The 24,844-nt window shown below is 73.1% G+C and carries 21 protein-coding genes; 9 read left to right on the top strand and 12 right to left on the bottom strand.

The features are described from left to right. Nucleotides 1-295: 295 nt before the first annotated feature. From ACH4E8_RS03365 to ACH4E8_RS03405, 9 genes are all read right to left on the bottom strand, one after another. Nucleotides 296-1,450, bottom strand: coding sequence for a GNAT family N-acetyltransferase (locus ACH4E8_RS03365; RefSeq protein WP_398443866.1), 1,155 nt, complete (start codon nucleotides 1,448-1,450; stop codon nucleotides 296-298). After that, nucleotides 1,447-2,262, bottom strand: coding sequence for a lipopolysaccharide biosynthesis protein (locus ACH4E8_RS03370; RefSeq protein ID WP_398443868.1), 816 nt, complete (start codon nucleotides 2,260-2,262; stop codon nucleotides 1,447-1,449). The genes ACH4E8_RS03365 and ACH4E8_RS03370 overlap by 4 nt, the downstream gene beginning before the upstream one ends. Further along, the gene (locus tag ACH4E8_RS03375; protein ID WP_398443870.1) at nucleotides 2,259-3,470 is read right to left on the bottom strand and encodes a glycosyltransferase; all 1,212 of its coding nucleotides are present in this window, start codon (nucleotides 3,468-3,470) and stop codon (nucleotides 2,259-2,261) included. The genes ACH4E8_RS03370 and ACH4E8_RS03375 overlap by 4 nt, the downstream gene beginning before the upstream one ends. Then, nucleotides 3,467-4,237, bottom strand: coding sequence for a polysaccharide deacetylase family protein (locus tag ACH4E8_RS03380; protein ID WP_398443871.1), 771 nt, complete (start codon nucleotides 4,235-4,237; stop codon nucleotides 3,467-3,469). Before ACH4E8_RS03380 ends, ACH4E8_RS03375 begins: the two co-directional genes overlap by 4 nt. Next, entirely contained in the window at nucleotides 4,227-6,299 is a 2,073-nt protein-coding gene (locus ACH4E8_RS03385; protein WP_398443873.1) for a lipid II flippase MurJ, read from the bottom strand. Before ACH4E8_RS03385 ends, ACH4E8_RS03380 begins: the two co-directional genes overlap by 11 nt. Next, nucleotides 6,296-7,651, bottom strand: coding sequence for an O-antigen ligase family protein (locus tag ACH4E8_RS03390; protein WP_398443875.1), 1,356 nt, complete (start codon nucleotides 7,649-7,651; stop codon nucleotides 6,296-6,298). Before ACH4E8_RS03390 ends, ACH4E8_RS03385 begins: the two co-directional genes overlap by 4 nt. Nucleotides 7,652-7,653: 2 nt before the next feature. Continuing rightward, nucleotides 7,654-9,114 carry an exopolysaccharide biosynthesis polyprenyl glycosylphosphotransferase gene (locus ACH4E8_RS03395; protein ID WP_398443877.1) on the bottom strand — a complete coding sequence of 487 codons (1,461 nt, stop codon included), beginning with the start codon at nucleotides 9,112-9,114 and terminating at the stop codon, nucleotides 7,654-7,656. Beyond that, nucleotides 9,111-10,286 carry a glycosyltransferase gene (locus ACH4E8_RS03400; RefSeq protein ID WP_398443879.1) on the bottom strand — a complete coding sequence of 392 codons (1,176 nt, stop codon included), beginning with the start codon at nucleotides 10,284-10,286 and terminating at the stop codon, nucleotides 9,111-9,113. The genes ACH4E8_RS03395 and ACH4E8_RS03400 overlap by 4 nt, the downstream gene beginning before the upstream one ends. Before the next feature lie 61 nt (nucleotides 10,287-10,347). Continuing rightward, nucleotides 10,348-11,511 carry a DUF3344 domain-containing protein gene (locus ACH4E8_RS03405; RefSeq protein ID WP_398443881.1) on the bottom strand — a complete coding sequence of 388 codons (1,164 nt, stop codon included), beginning with the start codon at nucleotides 11,509-11,511 and terminating at the stop codon, nucleotides 10,348-10,350. A gap of 276 nt (nucleotides 11,512-11,787) precedes the next feature. On the opposite strand from ACH4E8_RS03405, the gene ACH4E8_RS03410 reads away from it, so the two are divergent. After that, nucleotides 11,788-12,081, top strand: coding sequence for a hypothetical protein (locus ACH4E8_RS03410; RefSeq protein ID WP_398443883.1), 294 nt, complete (start codon nucleotides 11,788-11,790; stop codon nucleotides 12,079-12,081). Between the two features lie 186 nt (nucleotides 12,082-12,267). Here ACH4E8_RS03410 and ACH4E8_RS03415 read toward each other — a convergent pair whose 3' ends face one another. Beyond that, nucleotides 12,268-12,507, bottom strand: a complete 240-nt coding sequence (locus tag ACH4E8_RS03415) for a chaplin (protein ID WP_361546191.1) — start codon at nucleotides 12,505-12,507, stop codon at nucleotides 12,268-12,270. 258 nt (nucleotides 12,508-12,765) lie between these two features. On the opposite strand from ACH4E8_RS03415, the gene ACH4E8_RS03420 reads away from it, so the two are divergent. The 5 genes from ACH4E8_RS03420 to ACH4E8_RS03440 all read left to right on the top strand — a co-directional run bounded on the left by ACH4E8_RS03420 (nucleotide 12,766) and on the right by ACH4E8_RS03440 (nucleotide 16,520). Then, nucleotides 12,766-13,167, top strand: coding sequence for a rodlin (locus ACH4E8_RS03420; protein WP_398443885.1), 402 nt, complete (start codon nucleotides 12,766-12,768; stop codon nucleotides 13,165-13,167). Between the two features lie 539 nt (nucleotides 13,168-13,706). Then, the gene (locus tag ACH4E8_RS03425; RefSeq protein WP_361546197.1) at nucleotides 13,707-14,117 is read left to right on the top strand and encodes a rodlin; all 411 of its coding nucleotides are present in this window, start codon (nucleotides 13,707-13,709) and stop codon (nucleotides 14,115-14,117) included. Nucleotides 14,118-14,316: 199 nt separating this feature from the next. After that, nucleotides 14,317-14,550, top strand: coding sequence for a chaplin (locus ACH4E8_RS03430; protein ID WP_398443887.1), 234 nt, complete (start codon nucleotides 14,317-14,319; stop codon nucleotides 14,548-14,550). A 307-nt stretch (nucleotides 14,551-14,857) separates the two neighbouring features. Further along, the gene (locus ACH4E8_RS03435) at nucleotides 14,858-16,069 is read left to right on the top strand and encodes a pyridoxal phosphate-dependent aminotransferase (protein WP_398443889.1); all 1,212 of its coding nucleotides are present in this window, start codon (nucleotides 14,858-14,860) and stop codon (nucleotides 16,067-16,069) included. 97 nt (nucleotides 16,070-16,166) lie between these two features. Then, the gene (locus ACH4E8_RS03440; RefSeq protein WP_398443891.1) at nucleotides 16,167-16,520 is read left to right on the top strand and encodes a hypothetical protein; all 354 of its coding nucleotides are present in this window, start codon (nucleotides 16,167-16,169) and stop codon (nucleotides 16,518-16,520) included. Nucleotides 16,521-16,656: 136 nt separating this feature from the next. On the opposite strand, the gene ACH4E8_RS03445 is transcribed toward ACH4E8_RS03440, so the two are convergent. Further along, nucleotides 16,657-18,522: a phosphoenolpyruvate carboxykinase (GTP) gene (locus ACH4E8_RS03445; protein ID WP_398443893.1), complete on the bottom strand. Its 1,866-nt coding sequence runs from the start codon at nucleotides 18,520-18,522 to the stop codon at nucleotides 16,657-16,659. A gap of 247 nt (nucleotides 18,523-18,769) precedes the next feature. Between ACH4E8_RS03445 and ACH4E8_RS03450 the strand changes: the two genes are divergently transcribed. The 3 genes from ACH4E8_RS03450 to ACH4E8_RS03460 all read left to right on the top strand — a co-directional run bounded on the left by ACH4E8_RS03450 (nucleotide 18,770) and on the right by ACH4E8_RS03460 (nucleotide 21,894). Continuing rightward, complete coding sequence (locus ACH4E8_RS03450; RefSeq protein ID WP_398443895.1) at nucleotides 18,770-19,465, top strand: hemolysin III family protein; 696 nt, start codon at nucleotides 18,770-18,772, stop codon at nucleotides 19,463-19,465. A gap of 142 nt (nucleotides 19,466-19,607) precedes the next feature. Next, nucleotides 19,608-21,218, top strand: coding sequence for an MFS transporter (locus tag ACH4E8_RS03455; RefSeq protein WP_398443897.1), 1,611 nt, complete (start codon nucleotides 19,608-19,610; stop codon nucleotides 21,216-21,218). 64 nt (nucleotides 21,219-21,282) lie between these two features. Then, nucleotides 21,283-21,894: a TetR family transcriptional regulator gene (locus ACH4E8_RS03460; protein ID WP_398444716.1), complete on the top strand. Its 612-nt coding sequence runs from the start codon at nucleotides 21,283-21,285 to the stop codon at nucleotides 21,892-21,894. A gap of 465 nt (nucleotides 21,895-22,359) precedes the next feature. Here the strand turns inward: ACH4E8_RS03460 and ACH4E8_RS03465 are convergent, their stop codons facing one another. Further along, on the bottom strand, nucleotides 22,360-24,825 hold the full coding sequence (locus ACH4E8_RS03465; RefSeq protein WP_398443899.1) for a galactose oxidase-like domain-containing protein: 2,466 nt from the start codon (nucleotides 24,823-24,825) through the stop codon (nucleotides 22,360-22,362). Nucleotides 24,826-24,844 lie beyond the last annotated feature (19 nt).

Below are 24,844 nucleotides of genomic sequence, written 5' to 3' on the forward strand. Positions count from 1 at the left end.
GGGGTGCCGTACCGGTGATGCGGCACACCCGCGTTCCCTTGAAGCACAGCTGTGCACGCCGGGCAAGGGGGCTCCCGCAGCGCCTGGCGCACCCGGGCGGCGCCCCGCCGGAGAGGAGGGCCTAGGGAGTGTCTTCAAAAGAGCGTCGTTCGCCCTTTGGGCGGGTCTGGCGGGGTCTGGTGCGTGCGATTGCAAGGCGGAGGAGGAAGCCAATGCGGAGTATTGGCGACCGACGACAACGCAGCAAGCGTGCGTACCAGGGCACGACGGGCAGACGGGACTTCGAAGACACGGCCTAGGCACGGGCGCGCCAAGCGCGGGCCCTCGCGCGCCAGGCGCGGGCGTGGGGGACGCGGCGCGCCACCGTTTTGGAGGCGCGGGCGCGCCAGTCCGCGCGGGTCGCGTGGAGGTGAAGCACGGGGGCGAGCGCGCGCGGGGCCAGCATCAGCCGCTGGTTGGCCACCGCCTCCGGGCGCCAGTGGTTCTTGTACGGCTCCGCCCCCCGCAGCAGGCTCACCACCCGCCGCCCCGTCCGCGCCGCGAAGTCCGCCTCGTGGCGCAGCAGCATCGTCGCCACGTCGACCTTGTGCTCCCGCAGCCGCGGGTGCGCGCCGTACAGGTACCCGCCGGTGAGCTCGTCGGACAGCAGGGTGATGCTCGCGGCGACGACCTCGCCGTCCATCCGGTACTCCGTGAGCGCCGCTTCGCCGTCGCGGACCATGCGCCGAGTCGCCCGCACCAGGTGTTCGGCGAACCGGGGGCGCAGGTGTTCGGCGGTGACGCCCCGCCCCCGCCACTGGAGTTCGTGCAGCCGCAGCAGATGGCCCACGGCCTCCGGCACCCGCTGCTCGCCCACGCTGACGCCCTCGATGGCCTGCGCGTCGATCCTGCGCAGCTTGGCCCGGACGCGTTGGGCGCGCGCCGTCGGCAGCCGCTTGACCAGTTCGTCCATGGGCATCGCCGGGAGTTCCAGGCACACCGAGTCCGCCCGACGGTGCCGGGCACCGGTCCACCGGGCGTACAGCCGCTGCGCGGCGGCGCCGGGGCGCACCTCGCGCAGGTCGATCACGGCGTGCCGGGCGGCCCGCCGGAGCCCGCGCGCCAGTGCGTCGACCGCCTCGCCGGCGGAGAGTTCATCGGTGTCGTCGAGGAGGACGTCCGCGTAGTCGGAGATGCCGCCGCCGATGGCGACCAGCAGCGGCATCGGCCGGTGGACCAGCATCAACGGTGCAGCGGCGACCAGTTGTCCGGCCCGCCGCACCAGCACGATCCGCAGCCGGCCCCGCGTCCCGTACGACTGCCACCAGGATTCCAGCCACGCGTGGCGCTGGAAGGGGGTCGCGGTCGAGCAGCGCCGTTGCAGGTCGTCCCACTCGGGGCGCAGCCGGGCGAAGGCGCGTTCGTCCCGGCAGAGGGTGACCGCGAGGTCCGCCCCGCCCGCGGCCGTCACACCCGTTCCAACTCGGCCGCGGGCGCCGGCACGGACACGGTCACCGCGCCCTCCTCCACCGGACCGCCCTCGGTGCGCCGCACGCCGCGGGGCCGCACCAACAGCACCAGCCCGCCGATCAGCCCGCCCGCCGCCGCCCCGACCCCGGCGCCGATCGGCGCGGACGGCGAGACCGGCTCGGCGGGCGGGATGGCGCGGGAGAAGCTGAGCAGTTGGACGCCGGTGTTCTTGGCGACCTGGTTGCTGCTGACGAAGACCGCGTCCGCGACGGCGTTCGCGATGTCCGCGGCCTCGCCGCGCCGGTCGGACGTGCCGGTGATCGCGATCATCGGCGAGTCGGGCGAGGTTTCCGTGCGCACCCGGCTGCGCAGTTCGTCGGCGGGCATGCCGGCGGCCACCCGGGCGTACGCGATCGTGGAGTCGCTGGTGGCGATGCGGCCGTACGCCTGGGCGAAGCCGAGCGCGGCGCCGGGCTGGGCGTCCTTGCCGGTCACGGCGACGACGTAGCTCGTGGCGGCGTACTCGGGCGTGGCGAGCAGTCCGTACCCGGCACCGCACAGCCCGCCCGCCGCCACGAGCGCCGGCAGCGGCCACCACGGCGGCAGCCGCCGGCCCCGCGCGCGGGCGCGGGCGGCCCACTTGCCCGGCCGGCCGCGCCCCGTGCGTCGCGGCTCCTTCGCTGCGGGCGGCTCCGCAGCGGGCTCCTCGACGGCGGGCTCGGCTTCGGCCGGTTCCTCGACGGCGGGCTCCGTCACGCCGGCCGGCTGTTCCTTGGACTGCTTCGTCGACTTCATCGGCTTCATGGGCTTCATCGGCTGGTTCTCTCGATCGGATTCGGATGGTGGTGTTCAGGGGGCCGACCCTGGGGCGGCAGCACCGGGCGCCCGACCGCGAGGGCGCGCCGGTAGACGTCCATCACCTGCTCCGCGGTGCGCGCCACCGCGTACCGCCGCACCACCGGCGGCACCGCCGACCTGCGCGCCCCGGCCGCCGTCGTCTGCTCGCGCAGCGCCCGGACGAGGGCGTCGTCGCCGCCGGTGACGCGCCGGGCGCCGGGCGCCTCGTGCGGCGGCAGGTCCTCGACGGCGGGGCAGGTCCGGTACAGCACGGGCAGCCCCGCGGCGAGCGCCTCGACGACGGCGAGCCCGAAGGCTTCCTCGGCGGAGGTGGAGACGAAGAGGTCGAGCGCGCCCAGGAGTTCCGGGACCGACGGCGCGCCGCCCCCGCCCTCCTGGCCGCACTCGCCGAGCAGCCGTACGCGCTCCGCCACCCCGAGCCGCGCCGCCAGCCGCTGCAACGCACCCCGCTCGGGCCCGTCGCCGGCGATCAGCAGCACCACCTCACGCCCCTCGGCGGCGACCGCGGCCACCGCCCGCACCAGGGCGTCGAAGCGCTTGCCCGGCACCAGCCGCCCCACCCCGCCGACGGCGTGCGCCCCCGGCGGCACCCCGAGCGCCGCGCGCACCGCAGCGCGCACACCCGGGTCGAAGCGGAAGCGTTCGGCATCGACGCCGTTCGGCACGGTGTGGATCCGGTCGCCGGGCACGCCCCACGCGGCGAGGCGTTCGGCCACGGTCGCGGAGACGGCGACGGTCGCCGTCCCCAGCCGTTCGGTGGCCCGGTACAGCGCGCGGGTGCCCGCGGTCAGCGGGCGCCCCTCGATCTCGGCGGCGCCCAGGGAGTGCTCGGTGGCCACGACCGCACGGACCCCGGCGAGGCGCGCCGCGATCCGCCCGTACACGCACGCCCGGTACAGGTGCGTGTGGACGAGGTCGTAGCCGCCGGACCTGATCAGCCGGGTCAGCCGCGGCAGCGCCGCCAGGTCGCGGTTGCCGCGCATCGCCAGGTCGGTGACGCGCACCCCGTCCGCGCGCAGCCCGTCCGCGACGGCACCGGGGTTGGTGAGCGTCACCACGTCGCAGCGGGCCGGGAGGTGACGCAGCAGCAGCCGGAGCTGGTGCTCGGCCCCGCCGACGCCCAGCCCGGTGATGACGTGCAGCACCCGTGGCGCGTCGGTCACCACGGCCCCGCCCGGTGCCGCAGCCGCTTCGCCCACAGCCGTCCCCCGCGGTCGGCCTGGCTGACGTGCGTACGGGCGAGGGCGTACGGGCCGCCGAGCCCGGCGGGCGGGCGGATCGCGCAGCCGTAGGCGTATCCCGCCTCGCGCACGGCGGACGCCACCCGCTCGTCGACCGCGCCGTACGGGTAGCAGAAGCCCTGCGGGGCGCGGCCGGTCAGTTCGGCCAGCCAGGTGCGGCTGCGCGCGGTCTCCTCGCGCAGCGCTTCGGCGTCGAGCCGGGTGAGGTCCACGTGGTACAGGCCGTGCGAGGCGATCTCCGTGCCGGCGGCGGCTGCGGCGCGCAGGTCGGCCTCGTCGACCAGGGGTCTTCGTGGGCCTTCGGGGTCCCAGGCGTTGTCGCCGCCGAGCCGGCCGGGCAGCACGAAGAGGGTGGCGCTGCACTCGTGCCGCCGCAGTACGGGCAGCGCGGCGGCGGCGAAGTCGGCGTAGCCGTCGTCGAAGGTGAGGCCGACGAGCCCGCGGTCCCGCCCCTCGGCGCGGGCGCGCAGCAGCGCGGAGACGCTGACGCCGGTCAGTCCGCGCCGGTGCAGCCAGCGCAGGTGGCGGTCGAGCCGGTCGGGGGCGACGGTGATGCGGTACGGGTCGTGGGTGGGGTCGGCCACCGAGTGGTACATCAAGATCCACGGCGGTCGGGTGGTCACGTCGGTCAGCGCGGCGGTGGGGACGAACGGGAGTTGGGCGCGTGCGAGGGCCGTGTCAGCGGACATGTCGGGCGATCCTCCGTCGGGTGAGTGCCAGCAGGTGGACGACTTCGGGGGCTCGGACCGCGAGCCCGGTGACGGTGAAGACGGCGGGGACGAGCAGGGCGCCGAGAAGGAGGGAGGGCAGTGCGCCGTCGACGGCGCCGGCGGCCAGCAGCCCGGCGAGCGCCGCGGCCGCGGCGGCGACCGCGAGCCTGCCCAGGGCCCGGCTGATGGCCCGCACTTCGATGGAGACCACCCGGGAGCCGAGCCCGCGCAGCAGGAGCAGGGCGGTGGTGGTGATGCCGGCTGCGTTGGCGGCGGCGATCCCGTACACGCCCCACGGTCCGACGGCCCACGCCCCGGCGACGACGGTGACGACGAGCCCGCCGGCCATCGCGGCGGGCGGGTACCAGGTGGGCCGCCCGGTCGAGAAGAACGGCCGCCCCAGCGCGCCGACGAGGGTGTGCCCGAGGAGCCCGACGGCGTACACCCGCATCACGGTCGCGGTGGACTCGGTGTCCTCGGCGTCGAACGCACCGCGTTGGAAGAGGACTTCGACGATCTGCGGCGCGTACCCGACGATGAGCGCGGTCCCGAGGAGCACGACCAGCCCCGCGAGCGCGAGGTCGTTCTCCACCCGCCGCCGCGCGCCCTCTCGGTCGCCCTCGGCCATGGCCTTGGCCACGACGGGAAAGGTGACGGTGCAGAACATCAGCGACAGCACCATCGGCATCTGCGCGACCTTCTGCGCGTAGTTGAGGTGCGAGATGGCGCCGCTGGGCAGGGACGACGCGAGGAAGCGCTCGACGAGCACCTGCGACTGACGGCTGACGGCGAAGAACACGATCGGCGCGAGCAGAGCCAGCCCGACGCCGTACCCTCCGCGCCCGCCCTCCCCGCCGAGCGCCTTGCCGGCCCCCGCACCCGGTGCGCCGACACCCGCACTGCGGGTGCGCGCGCCGCCGTCGGCCGCACTTGCGCACGCACCCGCGCGCCGCAGGGCCCGGCCGGGCCGGCCGGCGGTGGCCCCCTCGTCAGCGCCGCCGTCGGCCACGGACTCCGCACCCGGCCCCCCGACACCCGCGCACGCCTCCGGACCCGGACGGCTCACGGTCTCGCCGTCACCAGCGGCCCGGCCCGCGCCCTCCGCTTCCGTACGGGCCCCCGCACCGCCGGCCGTGTCGCCACCGAACGCACCGCGGGTGCCGGCTCCTTCGGGTCCGTCCGCGCGGCGGGACTGCGGTCCGCCGTCGTGGGAGGCCGCGGGGCACGCCCCGCCGTCCGCCGCCGGCTCCGCGTCCGCGTCCGCGCGCGTGCCCGTCTCACCGTCCGCGCCGGCGGGCCCCGCGGACCTGGGGCGCGGCACCCCGCCCCCGCGCCGGGCGCGCCGGGGCGCGCCCAGCACGTGGTGGGCGAAGGTCGGTAGTTGGACGAGGACCATCAGCGCGCCGCCCACCGCGACGCCGGCCGCTGCCGCCCGGACGCCCCACAGGGCGTGCAGCGCGATCGTGGTCGCGATGATGCCGGTGTTGTACGCGACGTAGACGCCCGCGGGCGGCACGAAGCGGCCGTGGGCGCGCAGGGCCGCGCTGAAGTAGCCCGCGAGGCCGAAGGTGAGGACCGTCAGCGCGGTCAGCCGGGTGCAGTCGACGGCGAGTTCGGGGGCGGCGAAGCCGGGCGCGAGGGCCGCCACGAACTGCGGCGTGAAGACCATCAGCAGCCCGGTCGCCGCGGCCAGCACGGCGAACAGCTTCGGGAAGGTCGACCCGACGAGCGCCCGCACCGGATCGGGCCGGTGCGCCGCCCGTTCGGCCAGCGCGTGGCTGAACGCGGGCACCAGCAGCAGCGCCATCGCGTCCTCGATCAGCAGGGTCGCCGCCATCTCCGGGACGGTCCAGGCGATCAGGAACGCGTCGCTGTCGACGCTCGCGCCGTAGATCTGCGCGATGGCCTGGTCCCGTACGAGCCCGAGGAGCGCGCCCGCGACCGTCAGCCCGGCGGTGACCGCCGCGGCCCGGGCCAGCACGTTGCCGAGCCGGAAGGACTCGCCGCGGGAGGTCTCCGGGGAGCGCTGCGCCTGCGTCATGCGGTGTCCGCCTCCGGCAGCGGCGCCAGCGCCCAGCACGCCGCGAGCCCGAGCACGATCCCGGTCAGCACCGTCGACGGGCCGCCGATGTCCGCGTACAGGAAGTCCACCGTCTGCCACAGCAGCAGCGCGACGGCCGCGAGCCCCACGTCCCGCGCACCGGGCCCGCGCCCGCGCCCCTTCAGGAGCCGGCGCACCCCGCCCACCAGCAGCGCCGCCCAACTCCCCACGAACGCGGTGGCGCCGACGAGCCCCTGTTCGCTGAGGATCAGCAAGTACATGTTGTGCGGGGAGAGCAGCGGCTGCCGCTGGAACTCCTGCCCGGCGCCGGCAGTGTCGCTCCCGGACGAGAGTCCGACGGAGGCGTGCGCGTCGCGGTGGTCGGGGAAGCCCTTGAGCCCGACGCCGGTCACGGGCGCCCCGCGCCACATGTCCTGCGCCGCCGCCCACATGGCGTACCGGTCGGTGACCGAGCGGTCCGGGGCGTCCGCGACCTCGGTGATGCTGCCGAGCCGCTCCCCCATCGCCGCCGAGCCGACGCCGAAGCCGCCGACGAGGACGACCCCGGCGGCCGCCGCGACCGCGAGCACCGCGAGCGCCCGGCGCACGCCGGACAGCAGCAGCACCGCCAGCACGGCGAGCGCGGTGGCGATCCACGCGCCGCGGCTGAAGGACAGCGCGAGCGGCACGACGAGCAGGACCGCGGCGCCCGCGGCCACCGGCCCCAGCCAGCGGGGCGCGTCCGCACGGCGCGCGCCCAGCGCGAGCGCCGCGGCGCCCAACAGCCCGTACGCCACCACGGTGGCCATGCCCATGACGTCCGAGGCGCCGAAGGTGCCGACGGCCCTGATGTCCGCGCCCGCGTAGGAGGCGCCGGTCCCGGTGGCGTACTGGTGCACCCCGATCGCGCCCTGCACGAGCGCGAGCGCCGCGAACGCGCCGATGACGAGCCGGAAGTCGCGGGCGTCGCGCACCACGAGCAGGACCGCGGCCGGCACGAGGACGAACACCTGGAGGTAGCGGACGAACCCGGGCACGGCCGCCGCCGGGTCCGCCGCCGTGACCGTGGCCAGCGCGATCGCCACCGCGGGCGCACCGATGACGACCGCAGCCGCGCCGCTCAGCGGCCGGGCCCGGTCCCGTACCGCCCGCGCCACGCCGACGAGCACCAGCCCGCCCGACGCCACGTCCGCGGGACCGAGCCCGCCGCGCCCACCCGCCTGCACCTGCGCCAGCGGGAACGCCAGCAGCACCACCGTCGCCAGTAGCGGCAGCAACGGCAGCAACGTCGCCGTCACGTTCCGGGGCGCGGCGGTCGTACGCAGCAGCGGCGCGGCCCACGACGCGGCCATCGTCAGCTTCCTCCGAGCCGGAACAGCGTCGCCGCGGTGCGCGCCAGGATGCACACGTCCTGCCAGGGCGACCACGTGTCGATGTAGTGGTTGTCGAAGCGGGCCCGCTCCTCGATGGAGGTGTCCCCGCGCAAGCCGTTGACCTGCGCGAGCCCGGTGAGGCCGACCGGCATCCGGTGGCGGGCCCGGTAGCCGGGGTAGGCGTGGCTGAACTTTCCGACGTAGTACGGGCGTTCCGGCCGCGGCCCGACCAGGCTCATGTCGCCGCGGACCACGTTCCACAACTGCGGCAGCTCGTCCAGCGAGGTGCGCCGCAGCATTTTTCCGGTGACGCTCACCCGACGGTCGAGTGCGATGTTCCACAGGGTCGCGGACTCGTGTTCGTCGGCGGGCGCCATGGTGCGGAACTTCAGCAGCGTGAAGGGCCGGCCGTCGATCCCGATGCGCTCCTGGCGGAAGATGACGCCGGGCCCGTCGGACAGGCGCACGGCGAGGGCGCACACCGCCAGCACGGGCCCGGCCACGATCAGCGCGGCGCCGGCGAGCACGACGTCGATGGTCCGCTTGACGGCCCGGGCCACGGGCCGGTGCAACCCGGCGTTCAGCGGCTGCACGGAGAAGCCCCACAGGTGGTCGCGGCCCACGGCGCACCGCCACAGGTTCCCGGTCGCGGCCCCGCCGTCGACCAGCCACAGCCGGCAGCCGTGCTCGGCGAACAGCCCGATCAGGGCGGTCGACTCGTGGTCGCCGCCGGGCTGCCGGGTGAAGACCGCGTGCCGGACGTCGTTTTGGATGACGGCCCGGCTGACGTCCTCGACGGTGGTGAGCTGCGGCAGGGTGCCGGTGCCTGCGGCGCCGACCTGGCCGACGGGCCGCATCCCGTACCGGGGGCGCTCCAGCAGCGCGACGGTCACCTGGTGGGCGATCGGCCCGGCGCCCACGACCAGCACGGACTGCGGCCGGCGCGCCGCGCGGCGCCGGCGCACCGCGTACCGCAGCGCGCGGGCCCCGCAGCACAGCAGGGTCTGGAGGAGCACGGCGAGCAGCACCGAGCGCCAGGCGACGGCGAGCCGCGGGTCGTACGCCGCCAGGACCTCGCTCAGCAGCAGCCACTGCACCAGGGCGAGCCCGGCGAGCGCGGGCACGTCGGCGAGCGCCGACGGCGACAGGCTCGGCCGGTACAGGCCGTGGCAGGCGTGCACCACGGGTTGGAGCGCCGCGGCGAGGACGAGCGCGACGATGGGCCACGGCTGCGGCGGGATCAGGATCACCGTGCCGGCGAGCGCGAGGACGTCCGCCGCGCACAGCCAGGCCGTGGAGCCGACCCGGCGGGCGGCCCGCAGCCCCGGTCGGATGTGTGGCGCCCGACGGCTGCGGTGGGGCCCGCGCAGGGGCGTGGCCGGCGCCGGCACGGCGACGGGAGGGAGGGTGTGGTGGGGCGCCGGTGCGCTCTCCGTCGTCATCGCCAGGTGTGCTTCCTCGTCGTGGGGTGGGGCGCGTCGAGCAGGTCCTGATAGAGGTCGTGGACGGCGGCGGCCGTCCGTCGTACGTCACGGGTGGCCCGCGTGTGGTCCTGTGCCTGCCGCCCGATGCGGGTGCGCAGTTCCGCGTCGGCCAGCAGCGCGGTGAGCGCGGTGGCGAGCGCGCGGGGGTCGTCGGGCGGTACGAGGCAGTGGGCGTCGTGGCCGGGCGGCAGGCTCTCCCGGGCGCCGCTGACGTCGGTCAGCACCACGGGCCGACCCGACGCCATGGCCTCCAGCGGCGCCAACGCCATCCCCTCCCAGCGGGACGGCAGCACGACCAGGTCGGCGGCGCCCAGCCAGGGCCGTACGTCGGCCGCCGCGCCGGTGAACAGGACGCCGGGCGGGGCGAGTCGTACGAGCTGCGGCCGGTCGGGTCCGTCGCCGACGAGTACGAGTCGGGCTTCGGGCACGGCCGTGAGCACCGCGGGCCAGGCCCGCAGCAGCACGTCCTGCCCCTTCTGCCGGCACAGCCGCCCCACGCACACCACGACGGGCGCACCCGCCGGTGCGTCCGCGAGCTGCGGCAACGCCGCCCGGACCGGGCGCTGTTCGCCGACGGGTCCGAAGTGGTCGAGGTCGACGCCGTTGTGGATCACGGCCCAGCGGGCGGCGATCCCGGCCGCTTCGCCGGCCCGTCGCTCGGTCTCGCTGACGCACAGGGTGCGGGCGGCCCAGCGGCTGCCGTAACGCTCCCAGGTCAGGGCGAGTTGCGCGGCGCGCCCTTCGACGGCGTCGAAGGACCAGGCGTGCGGCTGGAAGACGGTGGGCACCCGGCCGCGGACCGCGAGCCGGGCGGCCAGTCCCGCCTTGGCGCTGTGCGCGTGCACCAGGCCGCAGCCGCTGCGGCGGACCAGCCGGGACGCGGTCCACACCTCCCGCGCGAGCGCGGGCCCCGGCTGGCGCACCGCGGGCCAGTGGTGCACGGGTGCCCCGGCGCGGGCCACCCGGTCGGCGAGCTCCCCGCCGGTCGGGCAGGCGACCTCGACGCGGAGCCCCGCGGCGAGTTGTGCGCGCACGAGGTCGGCGACCACGCGCGCGACTCCCCCCTCCACCGGCTGCGCCAGGTGGAGGATCGTCGGTCGGCCGGACTCGGCCCGGAAACGGTGCAGCACGGGCAGCTCTCTTGGTACGGGGAGGGAAACAGGCTCGGGGCGAGCAGCGCCGGGGTGAACGTCAACGGCGGGTGTCTGCCTGCACGAAGAGAACGCCGAGGAAGTAACCGGGGTTATCGTCAGATTCGGTCGTGAAGCGGAAACTCAAACTGGTGCCCCCGGACACCAGTGCGGAACTGATGTCCACGACGTCGGATTCGTATCCGAGGGTGTTCAGATGGGCCGGTTGCCTCTGTACGGCAGGGCCGGGATTGCTGATGGTGGAGTTCATGACGTCCGCAGCCGGATTCGTCGCGTCGTGCACGGAGTGGTCCTTCCCGGAATTCGTCCGCACGTTCAGCGCGTCGCCGGTGACGCCGCGGTCGCCGTCGTACGCGACGAATCCGGCGGTGCCCTTGGCGCGGGCGGGGATCCTGAGCCCGCCCAGCTTCACGTCCTGCCGGGCGCGGGTCGCGTCCAGCGCCTCGAAGCCGTCCCAGAGGGCGAGTTGACGCAGCGGTTCGGCGCTGTTCTCGTACGCGACGACCAGCGTCCAGCCGCCCCAGGCGCCCACCTTCGAGTGCCCCATGGCGACGTTGACCTGCGCCACGGTCCACAGTCCGGCGCGGCTGTCGCGGACCAGCGGGGTGATGTCGGCGGACGCCTGGAAGGCGTCGGCGCCGGCGGCGTCCCGGTGGGCGGTGCGGGTGTCCGCGAGCACTTCCTTGTACCGCCCGCCCGGTTCGGCGATCAGCACCCGCCCGTTGTCCTTCGGCGGCTTCTGCTCGCCGACCCGCAGGTTGCCGCCCCAGTACAGACGGGCGTACGTGACGCGCGAGTTGGCGGGCAGCGCGAGATGGGCCCGGCTGGAGTTGTACGTGTTGGGGTCGTCGTCCTCGTCGACGTAGAACATCTCGTAGTCGCTGTTCACCCCGCGCCCGCCCTGCTTGACCGCCGCGCAGTCGGCGGCCTTGGCGGTGTGCCGGGTGCGGCAGGTGATCGCCGAGTTCGCGGCCCGCGCGATGCCGCCGTGCTGGACGGCGTGGTAGCGCTGGGCGAAGGGGATGCGCGGCGACTCTTCGACGTCCGCCACCGCCGCGCCGACGGCCGGCGCGGCCGACAGCAGGAGCAGGAACGACAGGACGGAGAGGAACGGCAGAGCGGGAAGGGGGGCGAGGAAGGGCCGGCGGTACGTGTGCACGTCCCCCGGTGCGTCCTTCGTGGTGAAACCCGGCGAGTTCGACATGCGCTGCCTCTCCCACTCGTTCAACATGACAAAAACAGGAGTGCACTTTGACATGGAGACCGGGCGGTCATCATGTTGGACGCGCCCGTGCCGCCATCTGAAGAACGCGTAAGAGTTGCAGCTATAAACCTTCGGATGATCCGGCACATCCTTTTCCCGGCACGCTCGTTATGCGATTTTCCGCTGCTGTTGCGGAGTGCGATAACCCCTGGGCGTGAGCGTCGTTGTCCAGGGCGACGACGGCGAGAACCGCCGCCGGAGGAAGGGATCAGAAGAATGAAGTACTCCAGGGTCGCCGCGGTCATCGCCGGTTCGGTGGCGGCGGTCGGTGCGGCGTCGCCCGCGATGGCCGCGACGCCGTCGGCCATGCCTCCCATGAGCCTCAACGGCGGCCTGGCGCACGTCGTCAACGAGACCCCGCTGCTGAACGGCGGCAGCGGCAACGTGGTCAAGGACGCGGCCGACACGGCGTTCGAGCTCAACAGCATCAAGGGGCAGGCTCCCGAGCGCGTCCTGAAGACCGCCGGTCAGCTCACCCCGATGCTCGGCGGCATCTCGGTCGGCGGCTGACCGGAGAGGGCTCGACGCACCCGGCCCGGCCGGGGTGGACGGAGGGGCGCGGCGCTTCGGCGGGCCGCGCCCCTCCGCCGCGTCCAGCCTGCGCGCCCGCCGGCGCCGGGGCAACACGAAGGGTGGCGCCCCGGTTGGACCGGGGCGCCACCCTCACTGCGACGTGCAATGTGACGTGTGGGAACGTCAGCCGTTCACGCAGGTGTTACCGAACGCCGGGTTCAGCAGCCCGATGACGTTGATGGAGTTGCCGCACACGTTCACCGGCACGTGCACCGGGACCTGCACAACGTTGCCGGACAGGACGCCCGGGGAGTTGGCGGCGGCACCGTTCGCATCGCTGCTGGCGAACGCGGAACCGGAAGCGGCACCAGCGGCGATACCGGCGGTGGCGAGCACCACAGCGACCTTCTTGGCAGTCTTCATGAGAAATAGCACCTTCTGTTCGATGTTCTGCCCTGCGTGAGGGCTCACACATGTCGAAACGGAAGACAGGTGACGGGGACACGGGTGAGGTGACGGGTGCCCCCCGTTCGGCCCAACGCCCCCACCCGCCACCCCGCCCCCACGGGCCGCGGGCCGGGCGTGCGCCGCCATTGGAGTGAACCGGGAGAACCAAACTTCCGGGGGCCCTGTTGTCAGGGCGCTCCGCTAGTGGGCATCCACGACACCGAAGGACTGAACATGCTCAAGAAGGTTATGGCGACTGCGGCGGTCTCGCTCACCGTGGTCGGCGCGGGCGCGGCGCAGGCTATGGCCATCGGCGACCACCAGGGCACGACGTCCGTCAGCGGCAACAACTCGTCGCAGACGTACGGCAACTCCGAGACCTACGGCGACATGAGCCCGCAGCTCGGCCTCGTCCAGGGCTCGCTGAACAAGCCCTGTGTCGCGCTGCCGATCAAGGGCAACGTCGGCTCCCTCGTCGGCCTGGTGCCGATCGCCGTCCAGGACGTCCCGATCCTGTCGGCCCCGCAGAACCAGCAGTGCACCGAGAACTCGACCCAGGCCAAGGGCGACGAGCCGCTGTCGCACATCCTCAGCAACATCCCGGTCCTCTCGGGCAACGGCGTCGCCAACCGCTGACCGCACGCCCGCGGCAGCAACGGCACGTACGAACCCCGGCACCCGCCTGGTGCCGGGGTTCGCCGTTCCCGCCCGATCGACCCCCGGTTTCCCCCTTGCCACAGGCCGTCGAAGCCCGCCACCGCAGAATCGATTCCTCGAAAACGGTTGACCTAAATGCTTCATCATTTCGATTGGTTTCGCTCGTCAGGAATTCACCCGGCAGATGGGTGAACAGCGCGCTTGATTGAGCCGGACGAGGTGCTTGAATGGCGCCGCGGACCGCGCTTCGGAGTCCTCCGGGCGCACGCCTCCAGCCGGCGGCGCATTGCGTCGTGGGGCAGTCGTGCTTCCAGCTTGGCATGGCGCGCCCGGGTGCGAGTCGCGGTCCGCTGCTCGGAGCGGAGGCCCGCACATCGGCGTTCTCCCTCCGATAATCCTTCCGTCGACCATGTGGCCGCGTTTGCGGCTTTCGGGTGAACGGGCGGAACCAATCAGATCGGGGGCAGTTGATCAGTCTGCTCCACGATCGATCGTTCATAGCGAAAAGGAAGCATCACGTGATCAAGAAGATTCTGGCTACCGCTGCGGTCACCGCTTCGATGGTGGGCGCCGGCGCCACGATGGCCGCCCCGGCCATGGCCATCGGCAACGACACGGGCACCACGTCCTTCAGCGGCAACGGCGCCTCGCAGACCTACGGCAACTCCGCCACGCACGGCGACATGAGCCCGCAGATGGCGCTCATCCAGGGTTCGCTGAACAAGCCCTGCATCGGCCTGCCCGCCAAGGTCAACGCCGGTTCGCTGATCGGCGTCGTGCCGATCGCCGTCCAGGACGTCCCGATCCTGTCGGCCCCGCAGAACCAGCAGTGCACCGAGAACTCGACCCAGGCCAAGGGCGACGAGCCGCTGTCGCACATCCTCAGCAACATCCCGGTCCTCTCGGGCAACGGCGCCGGCAACAACTGAGCCGCAACCCCGTGACCCGTGCCCCCGAGCGCACTGCGCTCGGGGGCACCCCCTTTTTCACGGCAGCTCGCGCAGCGCGCGCGACACGCCGCAGCATTCGCAAATACGAGTGACTTTCTTCGGTGTCGCGCTATGCGGGTTTCCCGACGGGAACCTCAGACGTTGCTAGGTCTGCACCTCCGCCGAAAGGATCGATTGAATGAAGCACAAGAAGGCTGCCGCCGCCCTCGCCGGTGTCCTGCTGGCGCTGGGGTCCGCCGCTCCCGCCCTGGCCGACTCGACCGCGAACGGGGCTGCCGTCAATTCGCCCGGCGTACTCTCCGGCAATGTGGTCCAGGTCCCGATCCACGTGCCCATCAACGTCTGCGGTAACACCGTGAACATCCTCGCGCTGCTGAACCCGACCGCGGGCAACGTCTGCGCGAACGGCTGACGTCAATTCAGCGCGAGAGCTTGAGGACTGCCGACGTCTAGTCGGCGGGCAAACAGGTCCCGAGGTGCCGTAATGGAGCACCTCGGGACCTGTTCTTCGCCCGTTCCTCCCGACCGGCGCGGCAGCCCGCCGATGCCGCTGCCGCGCCCCCGGGGTTCACCTGCGCGACCGCCAGACCGACCGCCGGGGCTTCACCGGCCTGGCGGGCGGCGCGGGCGGCGCCGTGGCGGCCCGGTTGCGCCGGCTGCCGCGCACCGTGGTCAAAAACACGCCGCGATCAGGCATGGGCGGCCGTAAGCTCACGCTCATGCAGGTGATCCAGTCGACGAAGCTCGCCAATGTCTGTTACGAGATCCGCGGTCCGGTGCTGGAGGAGGCGATGCGGCTGGAGGCAGCAGGCCACCGCATCCTCAAGCTGAACACCGGCAACCCGGCCGCCTTCGGCTTCGAGTGCCCGCCGGAGATCTTGGAGGACATCCTCCGCAACCTCGGCGACGCACACGGCTACGGCGACGCGAAGGGCCTGCTGTCGGCGCGCCGCGCGGTGATGCAGCACTACCAGACCAAGGGCGTCCATCTGGACGTCGAGGACGTCTACCTCGGCAACGGCGTCTCCGAGCTGATCCAGATGTCGATGCAGGCGCTGCTCGACGACGGCGACGAGGTACTGGTGCCCGCACCCGACTACCCGCTGTGGACCGCGTCGGTGTCGCTGGCCGGGGGCACCGCGGTGCACTACCGCTGTGACGAGCAGTCCGACTGGATGCCCGACCTCGCCGACATCGAGCGGAAGATCACCGACCGCACCAAGGCGATCGTGATCATCAACCCGAACAACCCCACGGGTGCGGTGTACGACGACGAGATGCTGCGCGGGCTCACCGAGATCGCCCGCCGCCACCGGCTGGTCGTCTGCTCCGACGAGATCTACGACAAGATCCTCTACGACGGCGCCACCCACACCCCCACCGCCGCGATCGCCCCCGACCTGCTCGTCCTCACCTTCAACGGGCTGTCGAAGAACTACCGGGTGGCGGGGTACCGCTCCGGGTGGCTGGCGGTCTGCGGCCCCAAGGCGCACGCGTCGTCCTACATCGAGGGGCTGACGATCCTCGCCAACATGCGACTGTGCGCCAACATGCCGTCGCAGCACGCGGTGGCCACCGCGCTGGGCGGGCGGCAGTCCATCGAGGACCTGCTGCTACCCGGCGGACGGATCCTGGAGCAGCGGGACGTGGCGTACGACCTGCTGACGCAGATCCCCGGGGTCACCTGCGTGAAGCCCAAGGGGGCGCTGTACCTCTTCCCGCGGCTGGACCCCACGGTCTACAAGATCAAGGACGACCGGCAGATGGTGCTCGACCTGCTGCGGGCCGAGAAGATCATGGTGGTGCACGGCACCGGGTTCAACTGGCCCGAGCCCGACCACTTCCGACTGGTCACGCTGCCGGCGGTGCAGGACCTGACGGACGCGGTGACGCGGATCGGGAACTTCCTGGACGGGTACGGGCAGCACTGACGGGCCTCCCCGACCGGTGCGAATTTCCGACCGACACAAACTTTAGACTGAATCCAAGGTAAGATGGTCTCCTGACTGTGGGCAGGAGGCCATCACCATGTACGAGCCGATCCGTACCAAGTCGGTCCACACGATGGCCGACGCCGCGGGGTATCCGCACCGCTCCCGCGAGGAGGAGTTGGACATCCAGCTCGCCGGGCACCTTTCGGCACTGCTGGCCGTCACGGACGAGCTGGGGCTCGCGGAGGCGGGCGACCGCATCGCGCGCGAGGTCGCGCGGCTGCGCGGGTCCGCGCCGGTGCGGCACGCCGCACTGAGCGGTGCGGGTGCGGACGCGCTGCACCGCAGGGCGCACGCGCTCGCCGGCCGTGCCCTGGTCGTCGCGGCGTCACGAGCGGACACGGGCGTGGCGATCCTGGCGGCGGAACGGGTGGACGCCCACGCGGCGTGAGACCGTGCGGGCCGTCCGCCACCCGCCCCGACCGACGTTCCCGCAGGGGGACGGCGGCTGCGTCCAGGTGCACGGGACACGCGCGGCCCCCGCGGCCGTGAGGGCGGCTGCGGGGGCCGGGTCATGAGGGAGCGGGTCAGCCGAGTCGGGCCACCAGGGCGCGGTACTCGTCCCACAGCTCCTTGGGGGTGTGGTCGCCGAAGGTGTTCAGGTGCTCGGGGACCAGGGCGGCCTCCTCGCGCCAGACCTCGGGGTCGACCGAGAGCAGGAAGTCCAGGTCCGCCGCCGAGAGCTCAAGGCCGTCGGTGTCCAGGGACTCCGCCGTCGGCAGCACGCCGATCGGCGTCTTGACGCCCTCGGCCCGGCCGTCGAGGCGCTGGACGATCCACTTCAGGACGCGGCTGTTCTCGCCGAAGCCGGGCCAGACGAACTTGCCCTGGTCGTTCTTGCGGAACCAGTTCACGTAGTAGATCTTCGGCAGCTTCGCCGGGTCGGCACCCGCGCCGACCTTGATCCAGTGGGCCATGTAGTCGCCCATGTTGTAGCCGCAGAACGGCAGCATCGCGAACGGGTCGCGGCGCAGCTCGCCCACCTTGCCCTCGGCGGCCGCGGTCTTCTCGGAGGCGACGTTCGCGCCCAGGAAGACGCCGTGCTGCCAGCTGAAGGACTCGGTGACCAGCGGGACCGCGGAGGCGCGCCGGCCGCCGAAGAGGATCGCCGAGATCGGCACGCCCTTGGGGTCCTCCCACTCCGGGGCGACGGTCGGGCACTGGGCCGCGGGGACGGTGAAGCGGGCGTTCGGGTGGGCGGCCGGGGTGGCGCTCTGCGGCGTCCAGTCGTCGCCCCGCCAGTCCGTCAGGTGCGCCGGGGTCTCCTCCGTCATGCCCTCCCACCAGACGTCCTGGTCGTCGGTGAGCGCGACGTTGGTGAAGACGGCGTTGCCCCACAGGGTCTTCATGGCGTTGGCGTTGGTGTGCTCGCCGGTGCCGGGCGCGACGCCGAAGAAACCGGCCTCCGGGTTGATCGCGTAGAGCTGGCCGTCCTCGCCGAACCGCATCCAGGCGATGTCGTCGCCGATGGTCTCCACGGTCCAGCCGGGGATGGTGGGCTCCAGCATCGCGAGGTTGGTCTTGCCGCAGGCGGACGGGAAGGCCGCGGCGATGTACTTCGGGGAGTCGGCCTCGCCGTGCGGCGGGGTGAGCTTGAGGATCAGCATGTGCTCGGCGAGCCAGCCCTCGTCCCGGGCCATGACGGAGGCGATGCGCAGGGCGTAGCACTTCTTGCCGAGCAGGGCGTTGCCGCCGTAGCCGGAGCCGTACGACCAGATCTCGCGGGTCTCCGGGAAGTGCGAGATGTACTTCGTGGAGTTGCACGGCCAGGGGACGTCGGCCTCGCCCTCGGCGAGCGGGGCGCCGAGGGTGTGGACGGCCTTGACGAAGAAGCCGTCGGAGCCGAGCTCGTCGAGGACGGGCCGGCCCATGCGGGTCATGGTGCGCATGGAGACCGCGACGTAGGCGGAGTCGGTGATCTCGACGCCGATGGCGGAGAGCGGGGAGCCGAGCGGGCCCATGCAGAAGGGGACGACGTACATCGTCCGGCCGCGCATCGAGCCGCGGAAGATGCCCTGCTCGCCGGCGAAGACCTCCTTCATCTCGGCGGGCGCCTTCCAGTGGTTCGTCGGGCCGGCGTCCTCCTCCTTCTCGGAGCAGATGAAGGTGCGGTCCTCGACGCGGGCGACGTCGGTCGGGTCGGAGGCGGCGTAGTACGAGTTCGGCCGCTTGACCGGGTCCAGCTTGGTGAAGGTGCCCTTGGCGACGAGCTCTTCGCACAGCCGCTCGTACTCCGCCTCGGACCCGTCGCACCACACGACGCGGTCGGGCTGGGTGATCGCGGCGATCTCGTCGACCCAGGAGATCAGCTCCCGGTGGGTGGTGGGCAGGGTGCTGGGGGCGTCCCCGGGGCTGAGGGTAGAGCCGCCAGAGAGCACAGCGTCGCGAGCCACGATCGCTCCTAAATGAGGGTCTTGTTCCACTGACTGCCCCGTGGGGGCTGCGACCCGGATACCGCGCACGCGCTCATCCGGTGCCGACCGCACTCATCTGATCATCCGCGGATGGTGCGCATATGTCCAGGGGGCCACTCACGTGAGCATCACCACTTGAGGTGCGGCAGTGACACGTGCGCCGGGGGCGCATCCCAGCCACCGCCCGACGGTGCCCCGTGGTCGCCGGCGTGGCTACCATCCAGGCATGACGTCGCCCGCCGCGCCCGCAGAAACCGCCGCGAATCCCGCCACCGCCGTCCCCTCTCCCCCGGTCAAGCCGCGGCTGCGCGGCTGGCTGCACGCCGGAATGTTCCCCGCGGTGCTGGTCGCCGGGCTCGTCCTGACGGCGCTCGCCGGCTCGACCGAGGCGCGGGTGGCCTGCGCGATCTACGTACTGACCGCCTGCCTGCTCTTCGGGGTGAGCGCGCTCTACCACCGCGGCAACTGGGGCCCGCGCGGCGAGGCCGTGCTGAGGCGGCTGGACCACGCCAACATCTTCCTGATCATCGCGGGCACCTATACCCCGCTGACCATGCTCCTGCTCCCGGATTCCACCGCCCGGCCGCTGCTGTGGGCGGTGTGGGCGGCCGCCGCGGCCGGCATCGCCTTCCGGGTCTTCTGGGTCGGGGCGCCGCGCTGGCTCTACACCCCGTGCTACATCGCGATGGGCTGGGCCGCGGTCTTCTTCCTCCCCGACTTCATGCACGCGGGCGGCATCGCGGTGCTGGTGCTGGTGATCGTCGGCGGGGTCCTCTACAGCATGGGCGGGGTGGTGTACGGCTTCAAGCGGCCGAACCCCTCGCCGCGCTGGTTCGGCTTCCACGAGGTCTTCCACTCCTTCACGCTGGCGGCGTTCGTCGTCCACTACGTCGGGATCTCCCTGGTCGCGTACCAGAACTGACACCCCCTCCCTCCCCTCAAGGCCGTGGCGCCCGGCGCGCCACGGCCTTCGTGCGTCCGGAGTCGACCGGGACAAAGCCCCGCGCCCGATTGACAGATGCTTTCTTTTGGGAGTTACTCTCACTTCACGCTGTCTACTGCTTATGGGGGTGAGTGCCGTGGCGCGTCGTTGGTGGGCCCTGGGTGCTCTGGTCGTCTGCATGCTGGTCATCGGGTTCGACCTGACGATCCTCAACGTCGCCCTGCCGACCATGGCCGCCGAGTTGGACGCGTCCACCGGCGAGCAGCAGTGGACGGCGGACGCGTACATCGTGGTCTTCGCCGCGCTGATGCTGCCGGCCGGACTGGTCGGCGACCGCTTCGGCCGCCGTCGGATGCTCCTCGCCGGCCTCGGCGTCTTCGCCGTCGGCTCGCTGCTCGGGGCCGTCGCCGACGACGTGCCCACCGTCATCGCGGCGCGGGCGGTGATGGGCGTCGGCGGTGCGCTGGTCATGCCGCTCGCCCTGTCCGTGCTCCCCTCGCTCTTCCCCGAGCGGGAGGAGCGCACCAAGGCCGTGGGCGCCGTCTCCGCCGCCGCGGCGGCCGGCATGCCGCTCGGCCCGATCATCGGCGGCTGGCTGCTGGAGCACTTCTGGTGGGGCTCGATCTTCCTGCTGAACGTGCCGATGGTGGCCATCGGGATGGCCGCCTGCCTGCTGCTGCCGGAGTCCCGCGACCCGAGCGCGCCCCGGGTGGACGCGGTCACCGCCGCGCTCACCGTCGGCGGGCTCGGGACGCTGATCTTCGGCGTCATCGAGGCGCCGGTGCGCGGCTGGGCCGACCCGCTGGTCGTCGGGGCGTTCGTGCTGGGCGTCGTCCTGCTGACCGCGCTGGTGCTCCGCGAGCGGCGGGCCGTCCGCCCGCTGCTGGACCTGGCGCTGCTGGCGGACCGCGGCTTCCTGCTGCCCGCCCTCACGGCCACGCTGGTGACGCTGATCATCGCCGGGATGCTCTTCGTGCTGCCGCAGCACCTCCAGGCCGTGCTCGGCTACGACACGCTGGGCACCGGCGTGCGGCTGCTGCCGATGATGGCCGGGCTGGTGCTCGCGGCCAAGGTCACCGGTCCGCTGGTGCGGCGGTTCGGGCCGCACGCGGTGATGTCCTGCGGGCTCGTGGTGCTCTCCTCCGCCGCCTTCCTCGGCAGCACGACCGGCGCGGACGACGGCTACGGCGCGACCGCGCTCTGGCTCTCCGTCCTCTCGGTCGGCTTCGGCTTCGCGATCGTCCCCGCGATGGACGCGGCCGTCGGCGCGCTCGACGCGGAGCGCGCCGGCGCGGGCTCCGGGCTGCTGATGACGCTCCGCCAGGTCGGCGGCGCGGTGGGCGTCGCGGTGCTCGGCTCGCTGCTGGCGTCGGTGTACGCGAACCGGCTCGACACCTCCGCGCTGCCGGCCCCGGCCGCGGACCGGGCCGAGGAGTCCGTGGTGGCGGCGCACCGGGTCGCGGCGGACCTGGGCGATGGGTCCCTGACCGCGGCGGCGAACGACGCCTTCGCGCAGGGGATGTCGGCGACCTTGGTCGCCTGTGCCGTGCTCGCGCTGATCGCCGGGCTGGCGGTCGGGGGGCTGGGGCCCCGCCGCCCTCGCGGAGTCGGGCACGGGACTGCGGACGGAGGTGCGGGCGGGAGTGCGGAAGGGACGGTCGACGAGGCCGCGGACGTGGTCAAGAGCAGGGGCACGGACGTGGAACGCAAGGCCGGCGATGCTCGACAATGAGGGCATGGCAGCCACCGCACGTCCCCCCGCCGACGCCCCGACCGGCCTGGTCACCCTGGCCGGAATGGACGAGCGGCTGGCCCGGACGCTGCCGCAGCTCGGTCTGCGGGAACGGAAGAAGATCAAGACTCGGATCGCGATCCGGGCGGCGATGTACCGGCTGATGGCCGAGCAGGGGTACGAGGCGACGACGGTGGAGCAGATCGCGGAGGCGGCGGAGGTCTCCCCCTCCACCGTCTTCCGCTACTTCCCCACCAAGGAGGACATCGTCCTCACCGACGAGTTCGACCCCTTCCTGGAGGAGCAGCTGCGCAACCGCCCGACCGGCGAGGACCCCCTCGTCTCGCTGGTGCAGGTGGTGCGGGACGGGATGCGGCACGCGCACGAGCACGGCCAGGGCGAGATCGTCCTGCGCACCAAGCTGGTCCTGGAGGTGCCCGCGCTGCGGGCGCGGATGACCGAGACCATGGCCGAGACGTCGCAGGTGCTGATCCGCGCCATCGCCGACCGCACCGGCCGCGCGCGCGACGACCTCGAACTGCGGGTCTTCGCCGCGGCGGTGCTGGGCGCCCTGCGCGAGGCCCTGGTGGTCTGGGCGGAGCGGGGCCACGAGGGCGATCTGATGGAGCTGGTGGACGAGGCGCTGGGCGTGCTCCGACACGGCCTCCGCGACTGACGCGACCCGCCGCCCGACGCGGGCTCGCGCTTTGCCGTGGGCCCGCGCTCCCTTGCGGCCTCGGGACGTAGCCGCCGTCTCCCTGCGGGTCCGTTGGTCTCCACCGGCCGGTGGTGGGCTCGTCGCGCAGTTCCGCCCCCTCGGCCCCAGAGGGCCTGGGGGGACCCCCAGCGACCCGAACCCCCCGCCGCTTCCCCGCGGGAATCACGACCACTGCGGCCCGGTGGTGGGCTCGTCGCGCAGTTCCCCGCGCCCCTGTATCGCTGCCCCATCACTTGTCTGCGGGCCGGAGGTGGAGGTTTTAGGGGCGCTGAGGGTCGCCCCAGGCCCTCTGGGGCAGAGGGGGCGGAACTACGCGACGAGCCCACCACCGAGCCGCAGAGATCGACGCCCCCGCAGGGAGACGGCGGGTACGTCCACACGCACGGGGACGTGCGTGGGACTTCCGGGCACGGCCCAGGAACTTCAGGCGCGGTCCTCCTTGGTGCAGGCGACTCCGTCCCCGTTGCGGTCCAGGGCGAAGGGATCCGCCCGGCCGTTGCGCAGCAGCCGTGGGTACTCGCGCTCGGCCAGCCAGTCGCAGCGCGCTTCGGGCGTCGGCGGCACCGTCTTCGGGAAGGTGGCCGGCACGCACACCCCGGCCGGTCCGTACGCCCGTTGGCAGCCGTCGACCGTCGGGCTGACCGGCGCCGACGCGCGCTTCTTCAGCGGCTTCTTCGCGGGCTGCGCCAGGGCGTCGGCGAAGTCGTGGACGTGGGCGGAGGCGGCCGGAGGGGACGGGGCGTGGCGCTCGCCCGCCGCGGCGGCGGAAGCCGGCCCCGTCGCCGGCCCGAGGTGGACCCACTTCGCCACCGACGGCACTCCGTTCGCGTCGACCGCGAAGAGCATGTACCAACCGGGCGGCGCCAGGTTCGGGTTGCTGGTGACGTTGAGGTCGACGGCGTTGCCGCCGTGCACGGTCAGCGGCAGGTCGACGAAGCGCTGGTTGGGGTCGGAGGAGTGGGTGACCGCCGCCGGGCGGATCAGCTCGGCCTTGGCGATCGGCCGGTCCACCGTGATCCGCTGGGTGTCGCCGTAGTTCCAGCGGTCGTCCGGCACCGCGGTGATCTGCGGCCGCGGCCCCTTGAAGAGGTACGGCGGGCTGTAGACGGACACGTCGTGGTTCCAGGAGTTGTTCCCCGGGTTGTCGCCCGTGGACATCACCCGTCCGTCCGGGAGCAGGAACGACGACGAGTGGTAGCCGCGAGGCACCGGGTCCTTCGCCATGTCCGGCCGGTACGTGTCGGTCGTCGGGTCGAACATGGACGCCTCGAACACCGGGTCGGCCCGGTCGTGCAGCCCGCCCCCGGTCTCGAAGACCTGCCCGTCCGGCAGCAGTACGGCGGAGACGTACATCTTCCCCTCGCCGCCCCGCTGCGGACGGCGGCCCTGCCCCTGGTCCACCTCGCCCTGCGGCAGCAGCGGCCCCGGCCGGTAGCGGGGGCTGGGCTCCTTGAGGTCGATGATGTCGGTGAGGCGGTTGGCGACCGGGTTGCGCTCGTTGTTGCCGCCGCCGACGGTCAGCACCCGCTGGTCCTGCGCGGGCGGCAGCAGCACGCTCGCCGACTGGTCGCGCTCGTCCTTGTTCTGGAGGCCGGGGACGTCGGTGATGGTGTTGCGGTCGTAGTCGTAGATCGACGCGCCGGTGCCCGGGGTGCCGTTGCCGAAGACGTGGCTGCCGGAGTAGAAGAGCCGGCCGTCCTGCATCAGGATCATCGACGGGTACAGGCCCCAGTACGACCAGGTCTGGTTGACCTGGTTGATGGGCAGCCAGCGGTTCTGCGCGGCGGAGAACCGCTCGGCGGTGACGTTGCCGGTGGAGTCCTCCTTCAGCCCGCCGAAGGAGAGCACGTCGCCGTTGCCGAGGACGGTCGCCGACGGGTACCAGTGCCCGTCGTGCATGTCGTTGGTGCGCACGTACGCCTCGGTGTCCGGGTCGAAGGCGTAACTGTCCTTCAGCCCCTGGTAGCCGAGGCGGCCGTCGGCCGTCGGATAGCCCTTGTTGCCGCTCATGATCAGGACCTTGCCGTCCTGGAGTTGCACGTGGCCGGCGCAGAACAGGTCGGCCGGCGTCGGGACCTGCTTCCACGTGCCGTGCGCCGGGTCGTACACGGCGGAGGTGAACGTGCCGGCCGCGAAGGCCGCGGGGTCGTTGCCGGAGCCGGCGATGACCAGCACCTTGCCGTTCTTCAACACCACCGAGTGCATGGAACGCACCGGGTTGCGGGTCGGCAGCACGTCCCAGCGACCCTTGGCGCACTCCTCCGCGGTGCCGGTGCAGCCCGGCTGCGGCACCGGGACGGTGACCTCCTCCATCGCGTAGTCGTCACTGGTGACCGAGCCGACCCCGTACACCGAGACGCCCCAGGCGATCCGGTCCGTGCCCGGCGGGACGGCGGGGGTGCGCACCTCGGCCCGTGCGTAGGCCGGGCTGACGGGCAGGGTCCTCAGGTCCGTCCAGTACTGCCAGCCCGCGGTGGCGTCGTGCCGGAAGAGGGTCACGGCGGCGTCGGGGGTGGTGCTCTTGTACCAGAGGGACAGGTCGTACTGGCGGTTCGGCGTCACGAGCGGCGCGCAGAGCGTGTTCTCGGCGACGAGGGCCTTGCGGTCGCCGTCCACGCGGCGGGTGAGCGCGACCTTCATGGCGGCGGAGCCGGTGCGGGCGTCGGCGACGGTGTCGAAGGAGACGTCGTTGTCGCCCCAGCCGGCCTTCTTCCAGCACTCGGGCATGCCGTCGTTGCCGGGGCCGCCGGGGGTCTCGAAGCCGGGGTTGCGCATCAGGTTCGGCCCGGCCGTGGCGGGGGTGGGCGCGGAGACGAGCAGGGCGGCGCTCACGGCCGCGACGGCCAGCAGCGCGAGCGGTTTTCGGCGGCGGGATGCGGCTCTCGGCATGGCGGGGTCCTCCGTGTCT

The organism is Streptomyces sp. NPDC017979 (assembly GCF_044328175.1).
Taxonomy (GTDB): domain Bacteria; phylum Actinomycetota; class Actinomycetes; order Streptomycetales; family Streptomycetaceae; genus Streptomyces.

Bases quoted from the DNA above. Each gene is read 5' to 3' on its own strand.
- ACH4E8_RS03455 (WP_398443897.1), top strand. From the start codon at position 19,608: ATGGGGGTGAGTGCCGTGGCGCGTCGTTGGTGGGCCCTGGGTGCTCTG.
- ACH4E8_RS03465 (WP_398443899.1), bottom strand. From the start codon at position 24,825: ATGCCGAGAGCCGCATCCCGCCGCCGAAAACCGCTCGCGCTGCTGGCC.
- ACH4E8_RS03440 (WP_398443891.1), top strand. From the start codon at position 16,167: ATGTACGAGCCGATCCGTACCAAGTCGGTCCACACGATGGCCGACGCC.
- ACH4E8_RS03430 (WP_398443887.1), top strand. From the start codon at position 14,317: ATGAAGCACAAGAAGGCTGCCGCCGCCCTCGCCGGTGTCCTGCTGGCG.
- ACH4E8_RS03435 (WP_398443889.1), top strand. From the start codon at position 14,858: ATGCAGGTGATCCAGTCGACGAAGCTCGCCAATGTCTGTTACGAGATC.
- ACH4E8_RS03405 (WP_398443881.1), bottom strand. From the start codon at position 11,511: ATGTCGAACTCGCCGGGTTTCACCACGAAGGACGCACCGGGGGACGTG.
- ACH4E8_RS03450 (WP_398443895.1), top strand. From the start codon at position 18,770: ATGACGTCGCCCGCCGCGCCCGCAGAAACCGCCGCGAATCCCGCCACC.
- ACH4E8_RS03395 (WP_398443877.1), bottom strand. From the start codon at position 9,114: ATGACGACGGAGAGCGCACCGGCGCCCCACCACACCCTCCCTCCCGTC.
- ACH4E8_RS03410 (WP_398443883.1), top strand. From the start codon at position 11,788: ATGAAGTACTCCAGGGTCGCCGCGGTCATCGCCGGTTCGGTGGCGGCG.
- ACH4E8_RS03380 (WP_398443871.1), bottom strand. From the start codon at position 4,237: ATGTCCGCTGACACGGCCCTCGCACGCGCCCAACTCCCGTTCGTCCCC.
- ACH4E8_RS03415 (WP_361546191.1), bottom strand. From the start codon at position 12,507: ATGAAGACTGCCAAGAAGGTCGCTGTGGTGCTCGCCACCGCCGGTATC.
- ACH4E8_RS03390 (WP_398443875.1), bottom strand. From the start codon at position 7,651: ATGGCCGCGTCGTGGGCCGCGCCGCTGCTGCGTACGACCGCCGCGCCC.
- ACH4E8_RS03420 (WP_398443885.1), top strand. From the start codon at position 12,766: ATGCTCAAGAAGGTTATGGCGACTGCGGCGGTCTCGCTCACCGTGGTC.
- ACH4E8_RS03460 (WP_398444716.1), top strand. From the start codon at position 21,283: ATGGACGAGCGGCTGGCCCGGACGCTGCCGCAGCTCGGTCTGCGGGAA.
- ACH4E8_RS03385 (WP_398443873.1), bottom strand. From the start codon at position 6,299: ATGACGCAGGCGCAGCGCTCCCCGGAGACCTCCCGCGGCGAGTCCTTC.
- ACH4E8_RS03370 (WP_398443868.1), bottom strand. From the start codon at position 2,262: ATGAAGCCCATGAAGCCGATGAAGTCGACGAAGCAGTCCAAGGAACAG.